Annotated in this window: 14 protein-coding genes; 4 read left to right on the top strand and 10 right to left on the bottom strand. The window is 41.4% G+C overall.

Annotation, left to right across the window (positions count from 1 at the left end):
* Positions 1 to 255: 255 nt before the first annotated feature.
* The 3 genes from arsJ to BIW53_RS04155 are packed head-to-tail and all read right to left on the bottom strand — an operon-like array spanning position 256 to position 2833.
* Positions 256 to 1452, bottom strand: a complete 1197-nt coding sequence (arsJ, locus tag BIW53_RS04165) for an organoarsenical effux MFS transporter ArsJ (RefSeq protein ID WP_070990559.1) — start codon at positions 1450 to 1452, stop codon at positions 256 to 258.
* Positions 1453 to 1457: 5 nt separating this feature from the next.
* Positions 1458 to 2468: an ArsJ-associated glyceraldehyde-3-phosphate dehydrogenase gene (locus BIW53_RS04160; RefSeq protein ID WP_070990558.1), complete on the bottom strand. Its 1011-nt coding sequence runs from the start codon at positions 2466 to 2468 to the stop codon at positions 1458 to 1460.
* A gap of 14 nt (positions 2469 to 2482) precedes the next feature.
* Entirely contained in the window at positions 2483 to 2833 is a 351-nt protein-coding gene (locus BIW53_RS04155; RefSeq protein ID WP_070990557.1) for a metalloregulator ArsR/SmtB family transcription factor, read from the bottom strand.
* Between the two features lie 150 nt (positions 2834 to 2983).
* On the opposite strand from BIW53_RS04155, the gene astB reads away from it, so the two are divergent.
* On the top strand, positions 2984 to 4336 hold the full coding sequence (astB, locus tag BIW53_RS04150) for an N-succinylarginine dihydrolase (protein WP_070990556.1): 1353 nt from the start codon (positions 2984 to 2986) through the stop codon (positions 4334 to 4336).
* A 240-nt stretch (positions 4337 to 4576) separates the two neighbouring features.
* Here the strand turns inward: astB and BIW53_RS04145 are convergent, their stop codons facing one another.
* Positions 4577 to 6310, bottom strand: a complete 1734-nt coding sequence (locus BIW53_RS04145; protein WP_070990555.1) for an MFS transporter — start codon at positions 6308 to 6310, stop codon at positions 4577 to 4579.
* A gap of 74 nt (positions 6311 to 6384) precedes the next feature.
* Here BIW53_RS04145 and BIW53_RS04140 point away from each other — a divergent pair, with 74 nt between their 5' ends.
* Complete coding sequence (locus BIW53_RS04140) at positions 6385 to 8496, top strand: hypothetical protein (protein ID WP_070990554.1); 2112 nt, start codon at positions 6385 to 6387, stop codon at positions 8494 to 8496.
* A 221-nt stretch (positions 8497 to 8717) separates the two neighbouring features.
* Positions 8718 to 9995: a hypothetical protein gene (locus BIW53_RS04135; protein ID WP_070990553.1), complete on the top strand. Its 1278-nt coding sequence runs from the start codon at positions 8718 to 8720 to the stop codon at positions 9993 to 9995.
* Between the two features lie 99 nt (positions 9996 to 10094).
* Here BIW53_RS04135 and BIW53_RS04130 read toward each other — a convergent pair whose 3' ends face one another.
* From BIW53_RS04130 to BIW53_RS04120, 3 genes are all read right to left on the bottom strand, one after another.
* Complete coding sequence (locus BIW53_RS04130; RefSeq protein WP_070990552.1) at positions 10095 to 13244, bottom strand: TonB-dependent receptor; 3150 nt, start codon at positions 13242 to 13244, stop codon at positions 10095 to 10097.
* 333 nt (positions 13245 to 13577) lie between these two features.
* Positions 13578 to 14102: a GNAT family N-acetyltransferase gene (locus BIW53_RS04125; protein ID WP_070990551.1), complete on the bottom strand. Its 525-nt coding sequence runs from the start codon at positions 14100 to 14102 to the stop codon at positions 13578 to 13580.
* 3 nt (positions 14103 to 14105) lie between these two features.
* Positions 14106 to 14495 (bottom strand): hypothetical protein, encoded by a 390-nt coding sequence (locus tag BIW53_RS04120; protein ID WP_070990550.1) that lies wholly within the window; start codon positions 14493 to 14495, stop codon positions 14106 to 14108.
* Between the two features lie 137 nt (positions 14496 to 14632).
* Here BIW53_RS04120 and BIW53_RS04115 point away from each other — a divergent pair, with 137 nt between their 5' ends.
* Complete coding sequence (locus tag BIW53_RS04115) at positions 14633 to 15457, top strand: AraC family transcriptional regulator (protein ID WP_070990549.1); 825 nt, start codon at positions 14633 to 14635, stop codon at positions 15455 to 15457.
* A gap of 92 nt (positions 15458 to 15549) precedes the next feature.
* Here BIW53_RS04115 and BIW53_RS04110 read toward each other — a convergent pair whose 3' ends face one another.
* The 3 genes from BIW53_RS04110 to BIW53_RS04100 all read right to left on the bottom strand — a co-directional run bounded on the left by BIW53_RS04110 (position 15550) and on the right by BIW53_RS04100 (position 19023).
* Positions 15550 to 16455: a sterol desaturase family protein gene (locus tag BIW53_RS04110; RefSeq protein ID WP_175442089.1), complete on the bottom strand. Its 906-nt coding sequence runs from the start codon at positions 16453 to 16455 to the stop codon at positions 15550 to 15552.
* 71 nt (positions 16456 to 16526) lie between these two features.
* Positions 16527 to 16742 carry a hypothetical protein gene (locus tag BIW53_RS04105; protein WP_070990547.1) on the bottom strand — a complete coding sequence of 72 codons (216 nt, stop codon included), beginning with the start codon at positions 16740 to 16742 and terminating at the stop codon, positions 16527 to 16529.
* 130 nt (positions 16743 to 16872) lie between these two features.
* Positions 16873 to 19023 (bottom strand): tetratricopeptide repeat protein, encoded by a 2151-nt coding sequence (locus tag BIW53_RS04100; protein WP_139158776.1) that lies wholly within the window; start codon positions 19021 to 19023, stop codon positions 16873 to 16875.
* Between the last annotated feature and the right edge of the window lie 120 nt (positions 19024 to 19143).

Below are 19143 nucleotides of genomic sequence, written 5' to 3'. Positions count from 1 at the left end.
AACAATAGTTGACATTTAAACAATCATGACCAAGTTTGTTACAACAAAGCGATAAAGACCTTAATATCAATCGTTAATGTAAATTAACACAGTAAAGCCTAACCCTAAGCATAAATAGCGCACGCACAGCTTCCCTCCAAAAACTGCAATACATGTAATCTCGTGTAATCTCAACACCGGTGCAGTCAACTCGTTTAGACACAAAAAAAGCTGACCAATGTCAGCTTTTTTGGAGATATTCACTATTGCGCTATGTTAAGCATCGCCTAAACGTTTGCTGATGAGCACAGTGATCAGAAGCAGTATGCTTGAAAGCCACAGGCAAGCCTCTAGGCCAAGGGTTTGATAAATAGCACCAGAGAGCACTGTACCAAACAATCTACCCATCGCATTGGCCATGTAGTAGAAACCCACATCCAGCGAAACGCCATCACTGTCAGCAAATTTCACTATCAGATAGCTATGCAGTGATGAATTAATGGCAAATACGCCACCAAAACACAATAGACCAATCACTATGACCCAAGTCGAGGCGGCATTTTGATAAAGCGCTAAAGCAATTATCGCTGGAATTGCAGTGAGCAACCCAGCCCAAAATGTCAGTTGTTTGGCAGGTGTGGTTTGGTTACGAGTAATTTTCGGTGCATTAGCTTGAACTATCCCGTAAAAGATAATCCAACCTGCCATAAAACTACCGACCAGTGTATGCGCCCACCCTAAGGTTGAAGTTAAAAACACCGGTAGTGCGACTACAAACCAAACATCTCTAGAAGCGAATAAACACAGGCGTGCCGCTGACAAAATATTTATTTGTCGGCTTTTAGAGAACAGTTCACTAAATTTAGGCTTGAACTTTTTCTTACCTAAATCTTGTTTGAGTAACACTAGGCTGCTTAGCCAAGCGAGTATCAAAAGCCCAGTCATCGCCCACAGCGCCCCCTGAAACCCAAACACTCCAAGTAACATGCCGCCCAAGAAAAAGCCTACACCTTTTAGCGCATTTTTTGAACCAGTAAGTCTTGCGACCCACTTATAAAGCGTACTGTCTGCGTTTTCTGGCACCAATAACTTAATGGCACTTTTAGCACTCATTTTATTGAGGTCTTTGGCAATACCTGATAACGCTTGAGCAGCCATAACATACGCCACACTCAGCCATTGTGGATTCACCGCCAGCATTACCAGCGATAAAATCTGCAGTGACAAGCCAAGGTTCATGGTTTTGTTCAGACCAAGGCGAGCACCCAACCAGCCGCCAAGAAGGTTTGTCACCACACCAAACAGTTCGTAAAACAAAAACAACATGGCAATACTTAAAGGGCTATAGCCCAACTGATGGAAATACAGCACAACCAACATTCGCAGTGCCCCATCAGTCAGGGTAAACGCCCAATAATTGCCCGTTATAACTAGATACTGTTTAATTTCACTAGAAAGATTACTGAGCAACATAGCTGTTACGCAAAGCGCTCCGCTACCACATATCTCACTAAATCAGCCGTGCGATTCGCATAACCCCACTCATTGTCATACCACAAGTACATTTTAACTTGTGTGCCATTAACGACCATCGTTGATGGTGCGTCGACGATACAACTACGAGGGTCAGTGCGATAATCAATCGACACTAACGGGCGGGTTTCAAAGCCCAAAATACCTTTTAGCTCACCTTCAGCCGCATCTTTCATCCAACCGTTGATTTCTTCAATGCTGGTAGGTCTGCTTAATTCAAACACACAGTCAGTAATTGAAGCGTTAGCAAGCGGTACACGAATAGCATGGCCATTAAGTTTGCCCTTTAGCTCAGGGAAAATATGGGTAATTGCCGTTGCCGAGCCCGTAGTGGTAGGAATTAAGCTCATTCCGCAGGCGCGAGCACGACGCAAATCTTTATGAGGCGCATCGAGTATTGTCTGTGTATTGGTAATGTCATGGATGGTGGTCATCGAACCATGTTCGATACCGATTTTCTCTTGTAATACCTTAACGACTGGTGCCAAGCAATTCGTAGTACACGACGCTGCTGTAACAATGTTATGCTCTGCTTTATTATAATCGTGATGGTTGACGCCATAAACTACGTTGAGCACCCCTTCTTCTTTAACTGGCGCAGTTACAACAACTTGTTTAACGCCTTGTTCAAGGTATGCTTGAAGCAAGGCTTTGGTTTTCATTTTTCCTGACGCTTCAATCACCAAATCACACTCAGACCAATTAGTTTGCGCAATTTCTTTATTGTGAGAGACACTAATTTTATGACCATCGATAAGCATATGCTGCTCATCGGCATCTACCTCGAAGTTCCAGCGACCATGAACCGAGTCAAAATTCATTAAATGAGCCAATGTTGGCGCATCCCCCGCAGGGTCGTTAATGTGAACGATTTCTATGTTTTTGCTTGCATATAGCGCACGCATCGTAAGGCGACCCATGCGGCCAAAACCATTAATTCCTACTTTGATAGTCATTGCTTGATCCTTTATTAATTGTTACAGCAAGAGGCCACACGCTCAGGGCGTGAGCCCATGCTGTTGAGTTTGTCTGTGGCGATTTGCAAAAATGATTTGTTATGTTCGTATGTCTGAGTAATGATACCTTTAACCCAGTCGGCAAGGTGTTCATCAATGCGATAATAAACCCATTGCTTGTGTTTACGGTCGGTCAAAATCCCCACCTTTTTAAGTTGCGCCAGGTGTCGCGAGATTTTTGGTTGGCTAAGCTCAAGTGCGGCCATTAATTCGCACACACACAACTCCTGCTCTTGTTCTATTAGCAATAGGCACTGTAATCGAGTGTTATCAGCAAGCGCTTTATAAAAGGTCAATAAGTCCATTCTGGCCTCCTTTTGAATATACGGTAAATCATATATTCGAATTTCCATATATTCAATATTTTGTTATGAAATCGAATGCCAATTGCCATTACCTCTACAGTTGTCATACTAATGTTTACATCATCAAAAATATAGAATACAGGATCTAACATGAATAATAACGAGCCCAGCTTTGAGGTGAATTTTGATGGTCTGGTGGGACCCACACATAATTACGCTGGATTATCATATGGCAATGTTGCGTCGCTGAATAACGCCGATGCGGTTTCTAATCCAAAGCAGGCAGCACTCCAAGGCCTTGCTAAAATGAAAGCCATGCATGATATGGGTTTAAAGCAAGGTATTTTTGCTCCTCATGCAAGGCCTGATGTAGATGCACTCAGAAGGCTTGGATTTACCGGAAATGATAAACAAATTCTCAACAAAGCCGCTAAGGAATCCCCTGTTTTACTGAGAACTGTCTACTCTGCCTCTGCAATGTGGACAGCTAATGCAGCAACGGTTTCGCCGTCAAAGGACACACTTGACGAAAAAGTTCACTTTACCAGCGCTAATCTGAACAACAAGTTCCATCGTTCTTTAGAACCGACTACGACCACAAACCTGCTAAAAGCAATGTTCCCAAATAATGGCTTTTTTACCCACCACCTGCATTTACCTGAACAGCCATTTTTTGGTGATGAAGGTGCAGCAAATCACACACGATTATGTGATAGCCATAACGATAAAGGGCTAGAGGTGTTTGTCTATGGTGCAAGCAGTTTCAATCATAGCATTAAAGGCCCAGTAAAATACCCGGCTCGCCAAACGCTTGAGGCCAGTGAGGCTGTCGCACGTTTACACGCAATAAACGACAATCAAGTATTATTTTTACAACAAAACCCTGATGTTATAGATCAAGGTGTATTTCATAATGATGTGATTGCAGTGGGTAATGAGAATGTGCTGCTGTGCCATGAACAGGCGTTTATTGACCAAGCTCAATCGCTCAATCGAATTAGACATGCCTACCTTGGTGAAAAGCCACTACACATCATTGAAGTGCCAACTAGTGAAGTCAGTGTCCAAGATGCCGTCAGCAGCTATTTATTTAATAGCCAATTAGTCACTCTGGCAGATGGTTCTATGATGTTGGTTGCACCTGAGGAATGTAAAAATAATACCAGCGTTAGCCGCTACATTGAAAGTATGCTCAGTGATTCAAACCCTATTAATAACGTCAAATTTTTCGATTTGAGGCAAAGTATGCAAAATGGCGGAGGCCCTGCGTGTTTGCGCTTACGCGTTGCATTGACACTAGATGAGTTAAATGCAGTAAACCCCCAAGTGATGATGAGTGATGAGAAATTTGCTGCGCTGATCACTTGGGTAGATAAGCACTATCGAGATAGATTAAGCGACGCTGACTTAGCCGACCCTCAGCTTTTACACGAAAGCCACGTAGCTCTGGATGAACTGACCAAAATTCTAGCCCTTGGCAGCGTATATCAATTTCAGCGCTAACCGACCATAAATGACCTGAAAAAAGCCCAGCTAGGCTGGGCTTCACAACTCAGGGAAAATAATAACTAAACACTTTGCTTACACAAAGCTATTCGATTCATAAAATTAACAATGAGCGATATTATATTTCGGTTTTTAAACCATTTTATTTTTACGACTATTGTAAATCATGAAACGCATAACAACCTTACACTGTATATTGTATACAATCAATAGACATTTGATGATATTTTGCTCGTTTTAGTGGCTTTGCTGCGCTAATTTATAACCGTGTTTTGTGGTATAGGCTCTAAACGCCAGCATCAATACGCAAGCAATCAAAGCAATCAGCGCAAACATACCCCACATTAACTGTGGTTTTTGCGCTTTAAGTGCTAATTCACTATAACTCCACCCAGATAAAAAGCCTGCGAATAAAAAGCCCAGCGCCATAGACACAAAGTAATAACCCATATACAAAGCACTTTGCTCACGCGGTGCAATAAAAGCCACATATTCTTGGCTCTTAGGAGAAGTAAACATCTCTCCCATCGCTATAAGAAGAATAACCATAGTCACGACAGCGCCACTGATCATTGTGCCTCCTTGGCCTAACAGCAAAAATGCACACGCTATGATCACAAGACCTACAGACAATATTGTTATTGGTTTGAATCTTTGACAAAAATAGCTCACCGCAATCTGCAATACCACAATTGCTGCAAAATCTAAATTGATTAAGTATTCAGGATTTATTTGCCTAAATACCAAAAGTGTCTGTGTAAACCCGAGCAACTGAGCGTCGGTCAAACTGCTTTGGGTTAAAGCTAAAACTTTTAACTGGCTGACCATATCGGCAAGTTGTTCAACAGGAACATTTACCTTTAAATGAACCCACTCGAGACGAAGTGCGGCAATATCCACACTCTGATCAGCTGATAGACTGCTAAACAATTGGATGAGTGCCTCTTTTAATGCAGACTGGTCAACATATGCAAAAAACTCAACTGCTCCACTGCCAAATACGCCAATTAGCGCGACCAAGTCTCGAGTATCGACAAAGTCACGAATAAATAAAGGTAAGGTGTAGAATAGTTGATTATATACTGTCCAGAATAACGATAAAATGAGTATGTAAACGGTGAATTTACCATTGCTAATCACTATTTTTTGCTGCCACCAACGCGGTGAACTTTGCTTTGCTAGCAGATGCCAAACAAGATTTAAAACCAGCCAAATACCTATGCCAACAAAGCTCTGACTATAGCTTAGCCAACCTACGCCAGCGGCCATTAAAAGCGCAATGGCAACAAACATGAGTAATGCAAAACGACTGTTCCCCAGTACCGTTTGCGCTTCTTTTAGTACTTGTTTCAAGCTATTGGAGGAACTCTTTAATGTTGCAGGATCACGATAAAACAACAGCACCGGAATAAAATTAATTGCTATCCAAAATGCCGACATCATAAATACTGCATCCCAACTAATCGCGCGCATTGCCCCAGCAATCAATGGCCCCAAAAAACCACCAATATTGACCATTGTGTAAAAAATACCAAAACCCAGTCCTCGGTTTTGATCGTTGGTACTATGCGCAATAGTTCCAACTACTATGGGCTTAAAGCACGCGGCACCAAATGCCACAAAACTCATGACGATAAAGAATAAGCTAAACGACGTCACTTGCCCCAGCAAAAAGTAGCTTGGTGTCATAATACAAAAAGACAAAATAAACATTCGTCGATAGCCGAATTTATCGCCCAGCGCTCCAGTAATTACTGGCAATAAGTATAAAAAGAAAGGGATAATGCCCTGAATAGCGCCTCGCTCAGCATCTGAAAAGCCAACCCCTCCTTGGCTAACGGGTGTTGTCATATAAATAGAAGACACAGCAAAAAAGCCATACCAAGCTAAACGCTCAAAGATCTCCATTAGGTTTGCAACATAGAAAAGTGAGCCAAATGTTTCGCGCTGTCCTGTATTGTTATTTTTCATTTTGATTATCGCGCCTCAAAAAGTTAAAGTATATTTTATACAATATACTTTAACCATAACAATGAGAAGATGAAATGCGAATAATATTGTTAATTTGCGCCCTAGCACTAACTGGATGCGCGCATACAAATCCACCTATAGAACGCAACGAAGTTGATATCAATTTGGACAATCTACAGGTCGATATTTCTGTCATCGGTCGTACTAGTACCCTCAATCATATTGATATCGCGTTTCTTGGTAAAACGGTGCCACGAACTTACAGTGATGGAAAGATTGGTAATAGTCGAGGTTACAACTGGTGGGCGAGTAAGCATTTTGCGTTAAAAAGCGACTTACCAGAGCAAAAGGTCAGACTTTATCTAGAGCTGTTGGAAATGTCCTACCCTCATTATGTTGAACTGTTCTCTATGGAACCTAAAAATATCAACAAGCAGCGCATTGCCGTTGTATATGGCAGCTCCCGCACGCGGGTAAAAGAAGCAATGTTAGATGATGGTTTCTTACGTGGTATCCATGAAAATGCTGGTGGTGAAACCATGTTCTACAACCGAGCTGGTTACAATTTCCCTAGTCACAGAGAGCACCATCAAAGATATATCGTGATCCATGAAACTATGCATGCTTTTCATATGGCCTTGAACGGCCACTCCACTTGGGCACCAAATTGGATAACAGAGGGCCTTGCTGATTCTATCGCCAGCCATGTTTATGATCCAGATAAGAAACAGCTCACCGTCATGGTATTTGACCGAGCGCCTATGAACTACATCATCACAGGACTTGAACAATACCAACAAGGCAACTCTCCTAGTATTGAGGAAATTAACGATGACCCAGCTCTAAAGCGCGGTTTAAACTTTTTCATTGTTCATTTTTTAATGAATGACCCGATGCGACAGCTCTATTTCAAGCGCTACCTAACAGAACTGATGAAACTTAATCCACACTCACAAAAAACACTGCCTGTTGCTAATAAGCTTCTCAAAACAGTATTCAGTGACTGGCAAAAGCTTGAAAGAGAGTTTGCACAGTTTGTTGCTAACATCAAGCCGACTTTTAATATAATTTCTGGCCCTTGGGAGCAAGATGGTAACGCTTACTGGCTGCGTAGTGACCACGCACAGACATTGCATCAGCTAGATATTTTTCCAAGCGCACAATTAAACCATCCAGTTATGGATTTTCCCAAAGCGTCACTTCCCTTTGCATTGCATGATAAAAACTGGGATTTAGCTGCGAAAATTGATTTTGAGCCCTCACAGCTGCACCGTGGAGAAATTGGGTTATCACTTTATCACACAAGTTCAAATGCTAATGCTTCGCTAACGTTAATTGATGGCAATAGACTAACGCTGCGTTTTAGTGATATTGCAAGCAAGACGCAAACTCTGGCGCTCACCCCAAACATGAATGCGGATATCGTTGCAGGCTCGGCTCTATCCCTTGCCTTACAACAACATTCAAATCAACTGCTGGTTAAACTTAGTACTGAAACGAAAACGCAAGCGATGGTGTTTACCCTGCCTAATAACTTTACCGTTAACCCCAATAAACTCAGCTTATTAGGTAAAGGAATGAATCATAAAGTCACTCCGTATATTCAGGCCCATACATTTGAGCTACCTGAGCTGTCTGCCAATAACGCCAACCCTTGGTATTTCGATACAGCAGATGAACTGCTAGCGCTGCTAAATCAATGCGCTCAATATCAGGCCTATATCAAGAATTGCAAGAGTAAACTTGAACAAGTTGTACCACAACTTCAAAACCCGCAACAGCACGCACAATTAAAACGAGATATAGCACGTCTATCGAAAGACTGGAGTCAACAGCTTCCTGATGACGCTGAGCTTATTACCAATTACAAGATACAAAGTAGTTCTGAGTCCTTCGATGGGGTTTATTTGAATGTTAACCATGATGATGCCCTGTCAATCAAGATAACCGGCCCTTACTCTGGAGAAACTCACGGTACACTTGAGGTATCTTTTTATTCATTTGAAAAAGCAACAAATAGCCAGCAACTATGGTCCGAAAAAATCGAAATTGCGCCTTACGAGGCTAAACTATGGGAGCCAAACATTAAAAATATCAACAAGTTAAAACAGGGCTTGTTAGTAGTGAGCGCTGTGATGGAGGTAGATGGAGAGCCAATTAAGCTGCTAAAGTCCATCGCTCTATAACCCAGCTACAATGTTGAATCTGCGCCACGTGGGTTCAACATCCTTTATTACACCCCCATCAAAGTTAAGTCATTTTATGAGAGTAAAAATCAGCTCCCCACAGCCATAGGTGTAATACCAGTTAATATAATTTTCGATGAAGTATTAACACAGTCAGTGAAACAATATAGCATTAGAAGCGTAGCAAACTTGCTTTCTACACCTATTAAAAAAGGATATTTATGAAATTAAAACTAGCTCTGCTAGCGCTCGCTACCAGTACTTCTTCACTCGCTGCAAATATTGAAGTTAATGACAGCGGTTACCAGTCAAGCTCCTTTTGTTTAACCAAGCAACTATATAATGGTGTCCCAAAATACTGTGGCGCTACTGGAACTTATAGCTATAAGCATATTCCCGTGGCTGTTGAAAAGAGCAACAACCATTTTGAAGTTTACTCAGCAAATGAAGGCGGTAATCTAGTTACCTATATTATTAAGAACTACAATACCCGCGTAAAAGTACATACCGAAGAAAGCTGGGATGACCCGCACACCAATGCGGTGGTAGACATTGACCGTAACGGCTATGTTTACGTACAACTATCTTCTCGCGGACTATCTCACAAGTTCCGCAGTGGCCACCTATATAAATCATCAACGCCTTACGGTACTGACTTTGTAAAGCTTAAAGGTGCTCCTTCTCACGGCAGCCTCAATCAATCATATCCCCAACTCCACTTGGATAATACGTCTAAACGACTTGCGATATTTTCTCGTTATGAATACGCAGGTCAAAAGTCTGTTCGTACTCTTTGGGTAGACAATAACGGCTCTGAAATTAAACTGGCAGAGGGTGGACACTATGCCGTAAGTGACACAAATGATGATGGGGCACTATACGTAGCCTACAACTATCACCCAGGTTACAATTTAGACAGACGTTCAAATATTCACGTTATCAAATCCTACACTTGGAACCCATCCGTTTGGTATAACATTAAGGGCGAAAAACTAACCCTACCACTGGCTGAAAACGACCCTCGAACATTGGTATATAACTCCGAAGCCAAAGGCACGTACATCTACATGAAAGATATAGTTGTTGAAGAAAGTGGCACAGGTGGTGGCGTACATGTATTGTTTACTGAAAGTACATCTTATGACCCAACACAAGGAACAAGATTTACAAAGGATCTAGATATCCAAAGGTACGACAATATAAAACTCAGTACCATCACTGAGGTCAATCACAACTACTCCGCAGCAACTTATATCACTGACAGATTTGCCTGGACTATAAGTGGCGTATTAGTTAATGGCAATAATGCAAAGCCGTACTTTGGTGGTGATATAAACTACTATTCTCGCTCTAATGGAGCGTGGAAATACGATAGTACTGTTAGTGGTGATTACGCATATATCAGAAAGGTGAGAGGTGCAAACTATAAAGCAGTGGCATCAAAAGGCAGCGTAGACATTCCAAATGATAACACCCAAGTCAGAATAGAGATCAAATAGCGCTGACACAGTGGAAGTACAACCAACTATCCACAATATAAAAAAAGCCCTACGTAGCGTGTAGGGCTTTTATCATCAAATAATTATTATCTTTTTGATTTAGAACTCATAGCGTACCGTTAGCTGCGCACTGCGCGGTGCTTGATACTCTTCAACCAAACGATAGTTAGGATTATCTACCCCTTGCTCCAGCTCCGCTTCATCGAAGTAAGACGTGGGGGATGCCAAATTAAAGACATTAAATATCGTCGCTGAAATGAGTAAGTCGCCACCTGCAACTTGGGTGTTGTAGCTTGCACTTAGATCTAGATTATAAATCCACTTACTATGGCCATGAGACCCTCGTGGAGAAGGCTCGCCGTTGTAATAGAAGTCAGTACCACGTATGTCCGTACAATCCGTTACAGCATTTGGGTTGAACTGAGTTTTGTCAGCGTCAAGCCACATAGGTTCTGAACATGCGCCAACGCCTTGTGGGTGATAGCCAAACTTGTTGATAGGACGACCTTGCTGAGCTTGTGCATTGAAACCAATCGCAAATTCATCATTAATTTCGTACGAACCAAATACTTTGATTTTGTGTGGAATGTCATTGGATGTACGACCATAGCTATGATCTGTAAGCTCTGGTGCATCATAAGAACCCGACCAACCTGGGTCTGCTTGCGAGTGAGCACCACTGACCAAACCTTCAGTTGTACCTTCGTTTTTCGACCATGTGTATGACGCATTTATGATAAACCCATCAGAGATCTGGCCTTTGGCTGTGAATTCTAACGCATGATATTTACGCTCAGCCTTTGGCAGGCCTAAATAATCTGCATCCCACTGAACATACTCATCATCCGCAACTACGCCATCTTGGTTTTTATCGTAGGCAAGCTTAATAGGATTACCTGGGTTGATAACCAGTGCCAGCCAGCCGACATTAGTATTTAATCCCAAATCCTGCAATACAGCTAGTTGTTCTGGGTTTTCTCGGCCCCATTTTTCAACAAGCGCAAAGCGTAAGTTGGTATCCTCAATTGACGATTTAAGATCGCGATAAATATAACGCGCACCAAGCACCCAGTCGTCGTTGAGCTCATGCTGAATACCCAACACAAACTCGTCACTATACATAGGTTCAAGGTCTTTATCGACGTAAGTAGAAACCGGCTGCGCTAATTCACCGTCGCTCGCTACTTCAACAGCAAATAAATCGCCAATTCTGTTGGGAGTATTATTTTCCTCGTTAAACGTGCCATCAAATAAGCCATAACCGGTTATATTAACTTCTGGCAGTGTCATGCGAGCACTAGTGTTAGGAGAAATAGGCATGTAGTAGCGGCCATAGTTTGCGAATAGCTTGGTAGCACCGTCGGCAAACAAGTCATAGTTGATACCCAATCTTGGTGCCCATTGGTTTTCCATGGAAACGTATTCTTCATTCGTTCCTGTGAAGGCGTCAAAGGCACTGTTACGAACGCCCAGGTTAAGCGTAAGCTGATCAGTCACCTCCCATGTGTCTTCTAGATAGATAGAGCGATAGTTTTGCTCTGTACTGCCGCTTTTCTTGTATTGCTTGGTCCAAAAGTAGGCATCCCCAACTTCAAGAGGAGATGGCTGATAGGCTATCCCTTGTCGGTTGGCCTGAAGCTCAATTATCTGATTAATATTCTCTATGCGAGATTCTGTGGCAACATAAATATCGTAGCGCCAACCATCTCCCGAGTATTCTGATAAATCAGAAGTTTCTACTTTCTCATGGCTGTAGCCAAATGAAATTGTATGATCGCCAACCACCCAGTCAAAATCAATTCTAGCCTGTGTGCGCTTGTCTTCACTTATCGCGCCCTTTGACCAACCTTGCCAGTCACCTCGGCGCTCCCAACTACCACTTCGGTTGTCCCAGACACGGCTTAAATGTGCAACAGGGTTAGCTTCGAGCGTGTCTTGTTTAGTTACACCATAAACGGCTGAAACACTGAGTTCATCGGTAATATAACCGTTGTAGTTAGCGGTAATTACAGAGCCACCCCATTCACTTTTTGTCGGTTCGCCGAACTCGCCTGATTGATAGGACTGCTGTCGCCCCACTGGACTGAAGTGATAATCAGCATGATATTCGTTACGCTCCCACTCATTATTCATCGCAGTAAAAGAAATACTATGATCTTCAGTGACGTACCAATCAACGTTCGCGAGCCAAAAGTCTGCTTCATCAACTCGTTGTGTTAGAGTTGTTTTGTCTGCATAGCGCTTAGTAACTTTTTGTGGGTTATAAAGCGCATAAAAGAAAAGAGTATCTTCGATAATTGGGCCACTCGCCCACACGTTATAACGAGAATCTTTTATTGAGTCTTCACCATTATATGTTTTTATCGCATATGGATAACCTGTTACGTTACCTTCTTCGTCGGTCTCCGGGTGACCTATATCATAGCCCCAAATATCAGGACTGCGGCTACGCAGAAAGTTAGCGGGTTGATAGTCAAATTTTGCACCAAATTTAAATTCATTATCACCCGATTTTGTAACCACGTCAGTTACGCCGCCAATAAAATTACCATACTCAGCTGGTACACCACCTGTTACCACGTTGGTTTGGGCGATTGCTTCCCAAGGAAACTCAAGATAACCAAGGCCTTTACGAATATCAGTTATATTTAAGCCGTTAAGAAAGTAGCCATTTTCGGCAACAGAAGCACCACTAAAAGACACGCCGCGGCCATAGTCTTGCTCTGGGTCAGCTGCCAACGATGCAGCTGGTGATAATAACGCGACAGAGGATAGGTCTTGCGCCACAGGCAGTCTATCAAGCTCTGCCGCTGTGAAGGTCATCTGCGCCGTAGAACTTTGCATATCGATGTTGCGTATTGCTGTACCGCTCACCTGTATAGTTTCTATATCACTGCTAAACATAGACACGTCAAACGAGGCCGTGTTGCCCGCCACAATTTCTAGTTCAGACTCCGAAACACTGTGGTAGCCATCTTTTGTGAAAGTAACGGTATACGAACCAATTGGTAACCCTTTTAAGTCGAATTCCCCTCTGTCATTGGTGGTGGTTTTTTTTACAAACCCTTTAGTATTGTGCTTAAGCGTTAACTGTACATTTGCCAGTGTCTGACCACTTTGCACAAGCACATTCCCTTCGATACTTCCTGTAGTTTTGCCCTGAGCGATGGCTACTGGTGAGCTTAAACAGCCTGCGACCGCTGCGGCAATCAAGCTTCGTTGCCACATTCTGTTGGTGTTTTTGTTCATTTGGGTTCCCCTTGAACTTTTATTGTTATTAAAACTCACCGCTATAGTAACGCCTCAATAGAGTTAAATTCAATATATTGTATACAATATATTTGTAGTTTTTTTATTAATAACTTCAGAACAACACGCAAAAGCACTAAGCTCGACACCAAAATGCTCTATAACCAATTGAAAATAATATATTTAGCCGTGAAGATGTATGTGAACATGAATTCAAGTCGTTAAAAAAATGCATTGCTCCGATATCTTTACTACGAGCAACTGAGGTCAGTTTTTTGAAATTTGCAATAAATGTATCAGGCCATTGTGGTTTTCCAACAATGGCCTGATACCTTAATCTATAAGCGAAAAGGTATAATGTAGTGTATTTGAGTCGTTATGCTCACAATGAACTTGAGTAAAACCTGACTTTGTTAGCACCTTTATGGAACCAATGTTGTCCTTGTCAACTCCCGCCACAAGCGTTTTAATGGTGGTTTGTTCTTTGTAACATGCAATTAGTGTTTGAAGTGCTTCACTTGCAAAGCCCTGCCCCCAATATTCGTTTGCAATAACATATCCAATATAAGCTTCGTCTGAGTGCTCATGTAGCACAGCTACACCTAGCAGGTCACTAGTTTGCCTATTAGAAATCGTATAGAGCTGAGCTTGGGCCAATTGTAAATGTAACCAGCGATGAGTATCTTCGAGCGTATTTATGTTTTGCCAACTTTTCGGCAAAGAAACACATGTCTGTGGTTGCAATACATGTTGGATTTTTTTTGCAAACTCATCAGGGCTTTCATCATATTGCGGCCTGGCAAGCGCTATAAGCAATCTTGAGGACATTATTTCTTTATTAACATTCAATTTTACCATCACTTACTCTTTTGTTTTTGCGTTACGAAATGCTTGAGTCATCTCATGTCCTTTTATCGCAGGCCCCGCTAGAGCCTTAATAGTCAGACTACCTAACATGATTAACAATGCGGTTGCTAAAGAATCTAGCAGCCATGCGACTGGCATTGTTATTACATCAAGATATGCTGGCATGTCTCTTAAGCTTTCAAGGGTATACTCTCCAGTCAATCCATGTAGTAACAAAGCAACCCAAAAACCAAAACAATATGGACAGCGCCATGAATCGTAGAGATATCTTAATGGTTTAGGCAAACGCTCTACAAGCCAATTGAACCAGTTTCCCCAATCCGGTAGTTTTTCCCAAATCAAGATATGTAACGACAAGCCAACTACTACCAAAGTTAAATTCATATATTCTCCAAATCAACAACTTATCAATGAGCCAATCGGCTTATTGTTTCATTTGTAAATTATGACTTCTATATATGTGCTTTTATAGAGCGTATAATTCGCTATAATCGGCCTATTGTTCTTTTTGGTGTTCTTCTATGCACTCAGACCATATTATTAGTGTTGGTCATGAGCTATTTAACCACATTGGTCATGAAGCTCATGGTTCACAGACTCAGTATATTCTGAGTTTTATTGTCGCAGGTACGTTAACAATGCAACACAAAGAGCCGGTAACACTCAAAGCAAATATGTTCACGTTAGTACCTGCGGGCGTACCACACAGTTTGATTGGTGGTGAAAATCTGGAAATCTGGTGGGTAAGCTTTTGCCCTACTTGCCTGGGAATGAGCGAAAAAGACCCACTTATGACGCCATTTAGGCAAGTAAGATTAGGCGCAATTCCCGCACTGCAGCTTAGTAAAGCCCGAGTAAATTGGACCATTTCGTTATTAACACAACTACAGATTATGATGACACTTGATGGGGCTGATAACATCGAGGTAATAAAAAGTCTGCTGAACTTGCTGCTATACGAAGTTCAAAAGGCCAACGAACTAGGGCTTTTATCGCATATTCGCTCTGATAAAGTGACTGCTGCACTGGATTACATTCAACTTAATTACATAAAGAGTATTTCACTCAAAGATGTCGCTCAGGCTGTTCATTGTAGTCCTTCCTATCTCGCAACCAAGGTTAAAATGGAAACTGGATTTTCGGTTGGACAGTGGATCATAAAAACACGCCTCACGCAGGCGTGTGCCAAATTACTACATACAGACAAAGCTGTGAACACCATTGTTTACGAACTTGGATGGAGCGATACAACGCATTTCATACGCCAATTTAAGAAAGCCTACGGCATGACACCCGCCTCTTGGCGCAAAACGCAACAAGACATTACCTTAAAACCCACTGTGTAAGGCGGTTTAAACGTAATGTCTTTAGAGTTGTATTTGTCACTTGAATGCGCCCAGCACACGCCTTTTCTTTAGCTGATAAACTACTGAAGCACTTACCTTGCCTGCCTAGATTTAAAAAACTGTTTCGCTATTTGCAAAGCATTTTTTACCGGCCTAAAGTAGACTGTTTTCAACGAGTAAAAATCCTTTGTTTCTTTACCAATACCAAAAGCAAACTTGTCTTGTTCGGTTCCCTTATAGTAAGTACCAAAAATAACATCCCAAATAGAAAACCAAAAGCCGAAGTTTTTATCAAAATGCGCGGGATTATTACTATGATGTATTTGATGATTTAACGGGCTAACTATGACTTTGGATATATTTGCAGGCCATTGAATACGTATATGTGAGTGTGTTAGCAGGCCGCCAAATAGATTTATAAAGAAAGAAAACACGTTTAATCCGAATAATGAAAGTTCAGAAACTGGGAACGTTACAAAATACTTAAGTAACCCGAACACCATACCAATTAAAATCCCATTCACTATCAATCCAAGCCAATTTGAAACAGGGTGAGTTCTAAACGAACTGACTGGAGTCAGCACTCGCGCCGAATGATGGACCTTGTGGAATTCCCACAAAAATGGAACCTTATGATATAAAAAATGAACAAGGTAACTAACAAAATCAACAATGAGTATTATAAAAAGAGAGAAAAGTAATGTAGCCCAAAGTGCAGGTTGTGTATGTTGCTCAATATTACTTTCGCCAAAGTAGGTAGTTAGCGTCTCATGTACAACAGTTGATATCTCAAACGATGAAAATAGTGATGTAGGAAGTAATACCGCATAAATACAGCCATTAATAATAGCGATTTTGTAGTCCGTTACCGCGGACTTATGAAACCAAATCTTTCTACAAAATATGAATTTAAAAGAGTCAAGTAATGATTTATCTTTGTAAAGATATACAAAGCAAATTGCCATTGAAAGAGCCCCGAGCAAAAAAGGCCACTGCATAGTGGCCTCATCGAGTTCAATTAATAGCCTATTGACAAAATGAACTATAAAATCCATAAACATCGAGAATGTTAGGCAAAGAAAAAGTCAAAAATACTTTCAATGGAAAATGTTTCTTGCACTTCACCGCCTTTTTGTGAACGACCAGACAAAAGCGCATATGGTTTGGCATCGCTAAGGTTAGTCATATGGACAGTTTCAGATTGCTTAGAAACGCCAACAAAAGCCACTAGTGACAATGTCGAAGCGATAAAAAACGTCGAAATGATTTTCTTTTTTAATTGCATAATTTCCTCTTATTTTTATAAACCAAAAATATTAAAGCTGAATTCTAACCACATTACCTAAAAAAGGAAACTGGAAGTGGTTAATTATAATGACCTTCACCGCGGCCATGGGTATCAAAGTCTCATCGCTCTAGAGTTCAAAAGATACCACAAACTCAACGCCACCAAGTTCACTTTGTTTGGCGGAAATAGTACCATCATGCGCAAGAACAATCTGCTTACAAATCGCCAGTCCAAGTCCTGAGCCTCCCAAATCTCTGGCTCGTGAAGACTCTACGCGATACAACCTATCAAATACTTTGTCGAGCTCCGACTCTTCAAGCCCAGGCTCGGAGTCCGATACAGTCAATTGCACGCAGTTCTTATGCCCTTGTGTAATCGCTTTTAAAGAAACGTGTGTTTGGCCATGTTCATAGGTATATGCCAAACTATTATTCAATAAATTTATAATAATTTGTTTAAAGCGCTCTGGGTCTACGTTACACAAAACAGGCGTTGAGGGTCTATCTACCAGTAAGGATTGATGCTTTTCCTTAAACTGCTCATCAAAATCACTAATCACATCGTCAATCAGCAATGTAAGGTCACAAGTTTCTTTGCATAGCTGCATTACATTGTTGTCATATTGTGCAGAGTGATAAATATCTCGTATAAGATTATCTAGTTGCGAAATCTTACCGTGGACTTTTGCATAAGCTTTGTCTTTATCCGGTTCAATATTGTGTTCTAGTAACTCTATAGAAAGCTTGAGCGCCGTAAGTGGTGTTCTCAGTTCATGAGCAACATCTGACAGTAGTTGGTTCTTTTCTTCTAGGTTGGTAGCTAGCATTTGCGCTTTCAAACTCGCCATGCGCTGCTTGGCAATTTGCCTGAAATATATCATCAGCAGTATACCAACTACTAGCAACATCAATAGCAGCACAACTCCTCTTTGCAATTTTAGATTGTCGAGTTGGGCCTGTTGTAGTGCTTTTTCCTTTTTCAGTAAGCTAAGGGCTTGTTCTTGTCTAATAACTTCAACATTTTGTTTTAACCTATCGGTCTGTTGCTTATCCAGATAGTCATACAACTTTTGCTTAGCGTTTAAAAAATCTTTTGTTGCTTGTAAAGCGCCATGGATGTCTCCGAAATTCTCGTAGAGTTGAGCCCGAGCTTTGTGTAACTGTTGTTCGTACTGCAAGCCCAAGTTTTTCATAGATAATAAAGTTGAAATTTGCTCTTGAGCTGCTTCCTTATCTTGTTGCTGGACAGCAATATCCAACAAAGTCATACGAACAGTATGTTCGGTTCGTTTTGCATTTGACTCTAAAGCCAATTGTAAGGCTTCTTCTGACAAGCGTTTGGCCTCATCGAGGTTTTGCTCAGCAACATACACTTTTGCCATGTTACTTAACTGCCAACTTGTATCGCTATCTGCACTCATCTTACGGGTCAGTTGCAGCCCTTTTTTTATGTGTTCCTTCGCGAGCTCAAATTCATTAGTCTTTAAATAAACTTGTCCTAACTTTCCGTGGCTATTTGCAATGTGGTAAGGGTTGCCCAATGATTCGTCAACCTTTAATGCCTGCTTGAAGTGTGATAAAGCCGAAGTATATTGCTCCATATCACGATAGATCTCGCCAATATTATAGAGCGAGTCCGACAATCCTTGCTGATTTGAGTTCTCACGCCTTATCACAAGTGAAGACTCATGGTGTTCAAGGGCAAGCTCCATATTACCCATATAGTCATAAAGAACCCCGATTTGATTGTGCATCGTGGCTCTTTTGGGCTTGTCATCCCAGCTATATTCTAGTGCTAGTTTTGCGTAATGTAGCGCTTGACCATAGTCAGCTTCACTACGATAACTACCACTTAACAAAGAGTAAAGATCAGCAGCTAGCGCCGCATGTTTAGCCTTATCTTCTCCTAGCAGTTGCAATCCTTCTTCTGACATTTTTCTACTAAGCTGAGCATCACTCTGTCTATCAGCAACCATGGCTCTTAGTAATGCAGATTCAGCGTGGCGGATTGGAAATTGCTCAGCATCATTCAACTTGTACAGCAGCTGTGCATTTTCTTTCGCTTGGTCAAACTGCCCTAAATTGATTTGTGAATAGGTCAGGTAAAGATTAAAAGCAAACCATGCGGACCTGTTGTTCTCAAAGCTATATTGTGGGTCGTTAAGTAAATTTTGTGCGTGCGTCAAAGAAACTTCAGGATCTTGGTTGAGCTGCTTTTTCAACTGCTGTTCTAACGCCTGCCAAGTTTCTTCGGCTGATAAACATGCGCTAAAGAGCAAAGCAATAACTACAAAGCTTTTACAAAAATGAATAATTCTATACAACACGGCATTTAAAACACAATTAATGCATACATCGTAATAGTTTAACCTAAATACACTGATAATGAAGCAATTCAA

The organism is Pseudoalteromonas byunsanensis, assembly GCF_001854475.1.
GTDB classification, from domain to species: Bacteria; Pseudomonadota; Gammaproteobacteria; order Enterobacterales; family Alteromonadaceae; genus Pseudoalteromonas; species Pseudoalteromonas byunsanensis.
The sequence above is the reverse complement of the archived record's forward strand: the minus strand, read 5'-3'. Positions and strand labels throughout refer to the sequence as shown.

What these genes read in the sequence shown, in the direction of transcription:
- BIW53_RS04130 (WP_070990552.1), bottom strand. Translation starts at nt 13,244, where the DNA reads ATGAACAAAAACACCAACAGAATGTGGCAACGAAGCTTGATTGCCGCA.
- BIW53_RS04145 (WP_070990555.1), bottom strand. Translation starts at nt 6,310, where the DNA reads ATGAAAAATAACAATACAGGACAGCGCGAAACATTTGGCTCACTTTTC.
- BIW53_RS04135 (WP_070990553.1), top strand. Translation starts at nt 8,718, where the DNA reads ATGAAATTAAAACTAGCTCTGCTAGCGCTCGCTACCAGTACTTCTTCA.
- BIW53_RS04125 (WP_070990551.1), bottom strand. Translation starts at nt 14,102, where the DNA reads ATGGTAAAATTGAATGTTAATAAAGAAATAATGTCCTCAAGATTGCTT.
- arsJ (WP_070990559.1), bottom strand. Translation starts at nt 1,452, where the DNA reads ATGTTGCTCAGTAATCTTTCTAGTGAAATTAAACAGTATCTAGTTATA.
- BIW53_RS04120 (WP_070990550.1), bottom strand. Translation starts at nt 14,495, where the DNA reads ATGAATTTAACTTTGGTAGTAGTTGGCTTGTCGTTACATATCTTGATT.
- BIW53_RS04140 (WP_070990554.1), top strand. Translation starts at nt 6,385, where the DNA reads ATGCGAATAATATTGTTAATTTGCGCCCTAGCACTAACTGGATGCGCG.
- BIW53_RS04155 (WP_070990557.1), bottom strand. Translation starts at nt 2,833, where the DNA reads ATGGACTTATTGACCTTTTATAAAGCGCTTGCTGATAACACTCGATTA.
- BIW53_RS04110 (WP_175442089.1), bottom strand. Translation starts at nt 16,455, where the DNA reads ATGCAGTGGCCTTTTTTGCTCGGGGCTCTTTCAATGGCAATTTGCTTT.
- BIW53_RS04160 (WP_070990558.1), bottom strand. Translation starts at nt 2,468, where the DNA reads ATGACTATCAAAGTAGGAATTAATGGTTTTGGCCGCATGGGTCGCCTT.
- BIW53_RS04115 (WP_070990549.1), top strand. Translation starts at nt 14,633, where the DNA reads ATGCACTCAGACCATATTATTAGTGTTGGTCATGAGCTATTTAACCAC.
- astB (WP_070990556.1), top strand. Translation starts at nt 2,984, where the DNA reads ATGAATAATAACGAGCCCAGCTTTGAGGTGAATTTTGATGGTCTGGTG.
- BIW53_RS04105 (WP_070990547.1), bottom strand. Translation starts at nt 16,742, where the DNA reads ATGCAATTAAAAAAGAAAATCATTTCGACGTTTTTTATCGCTTCGACA.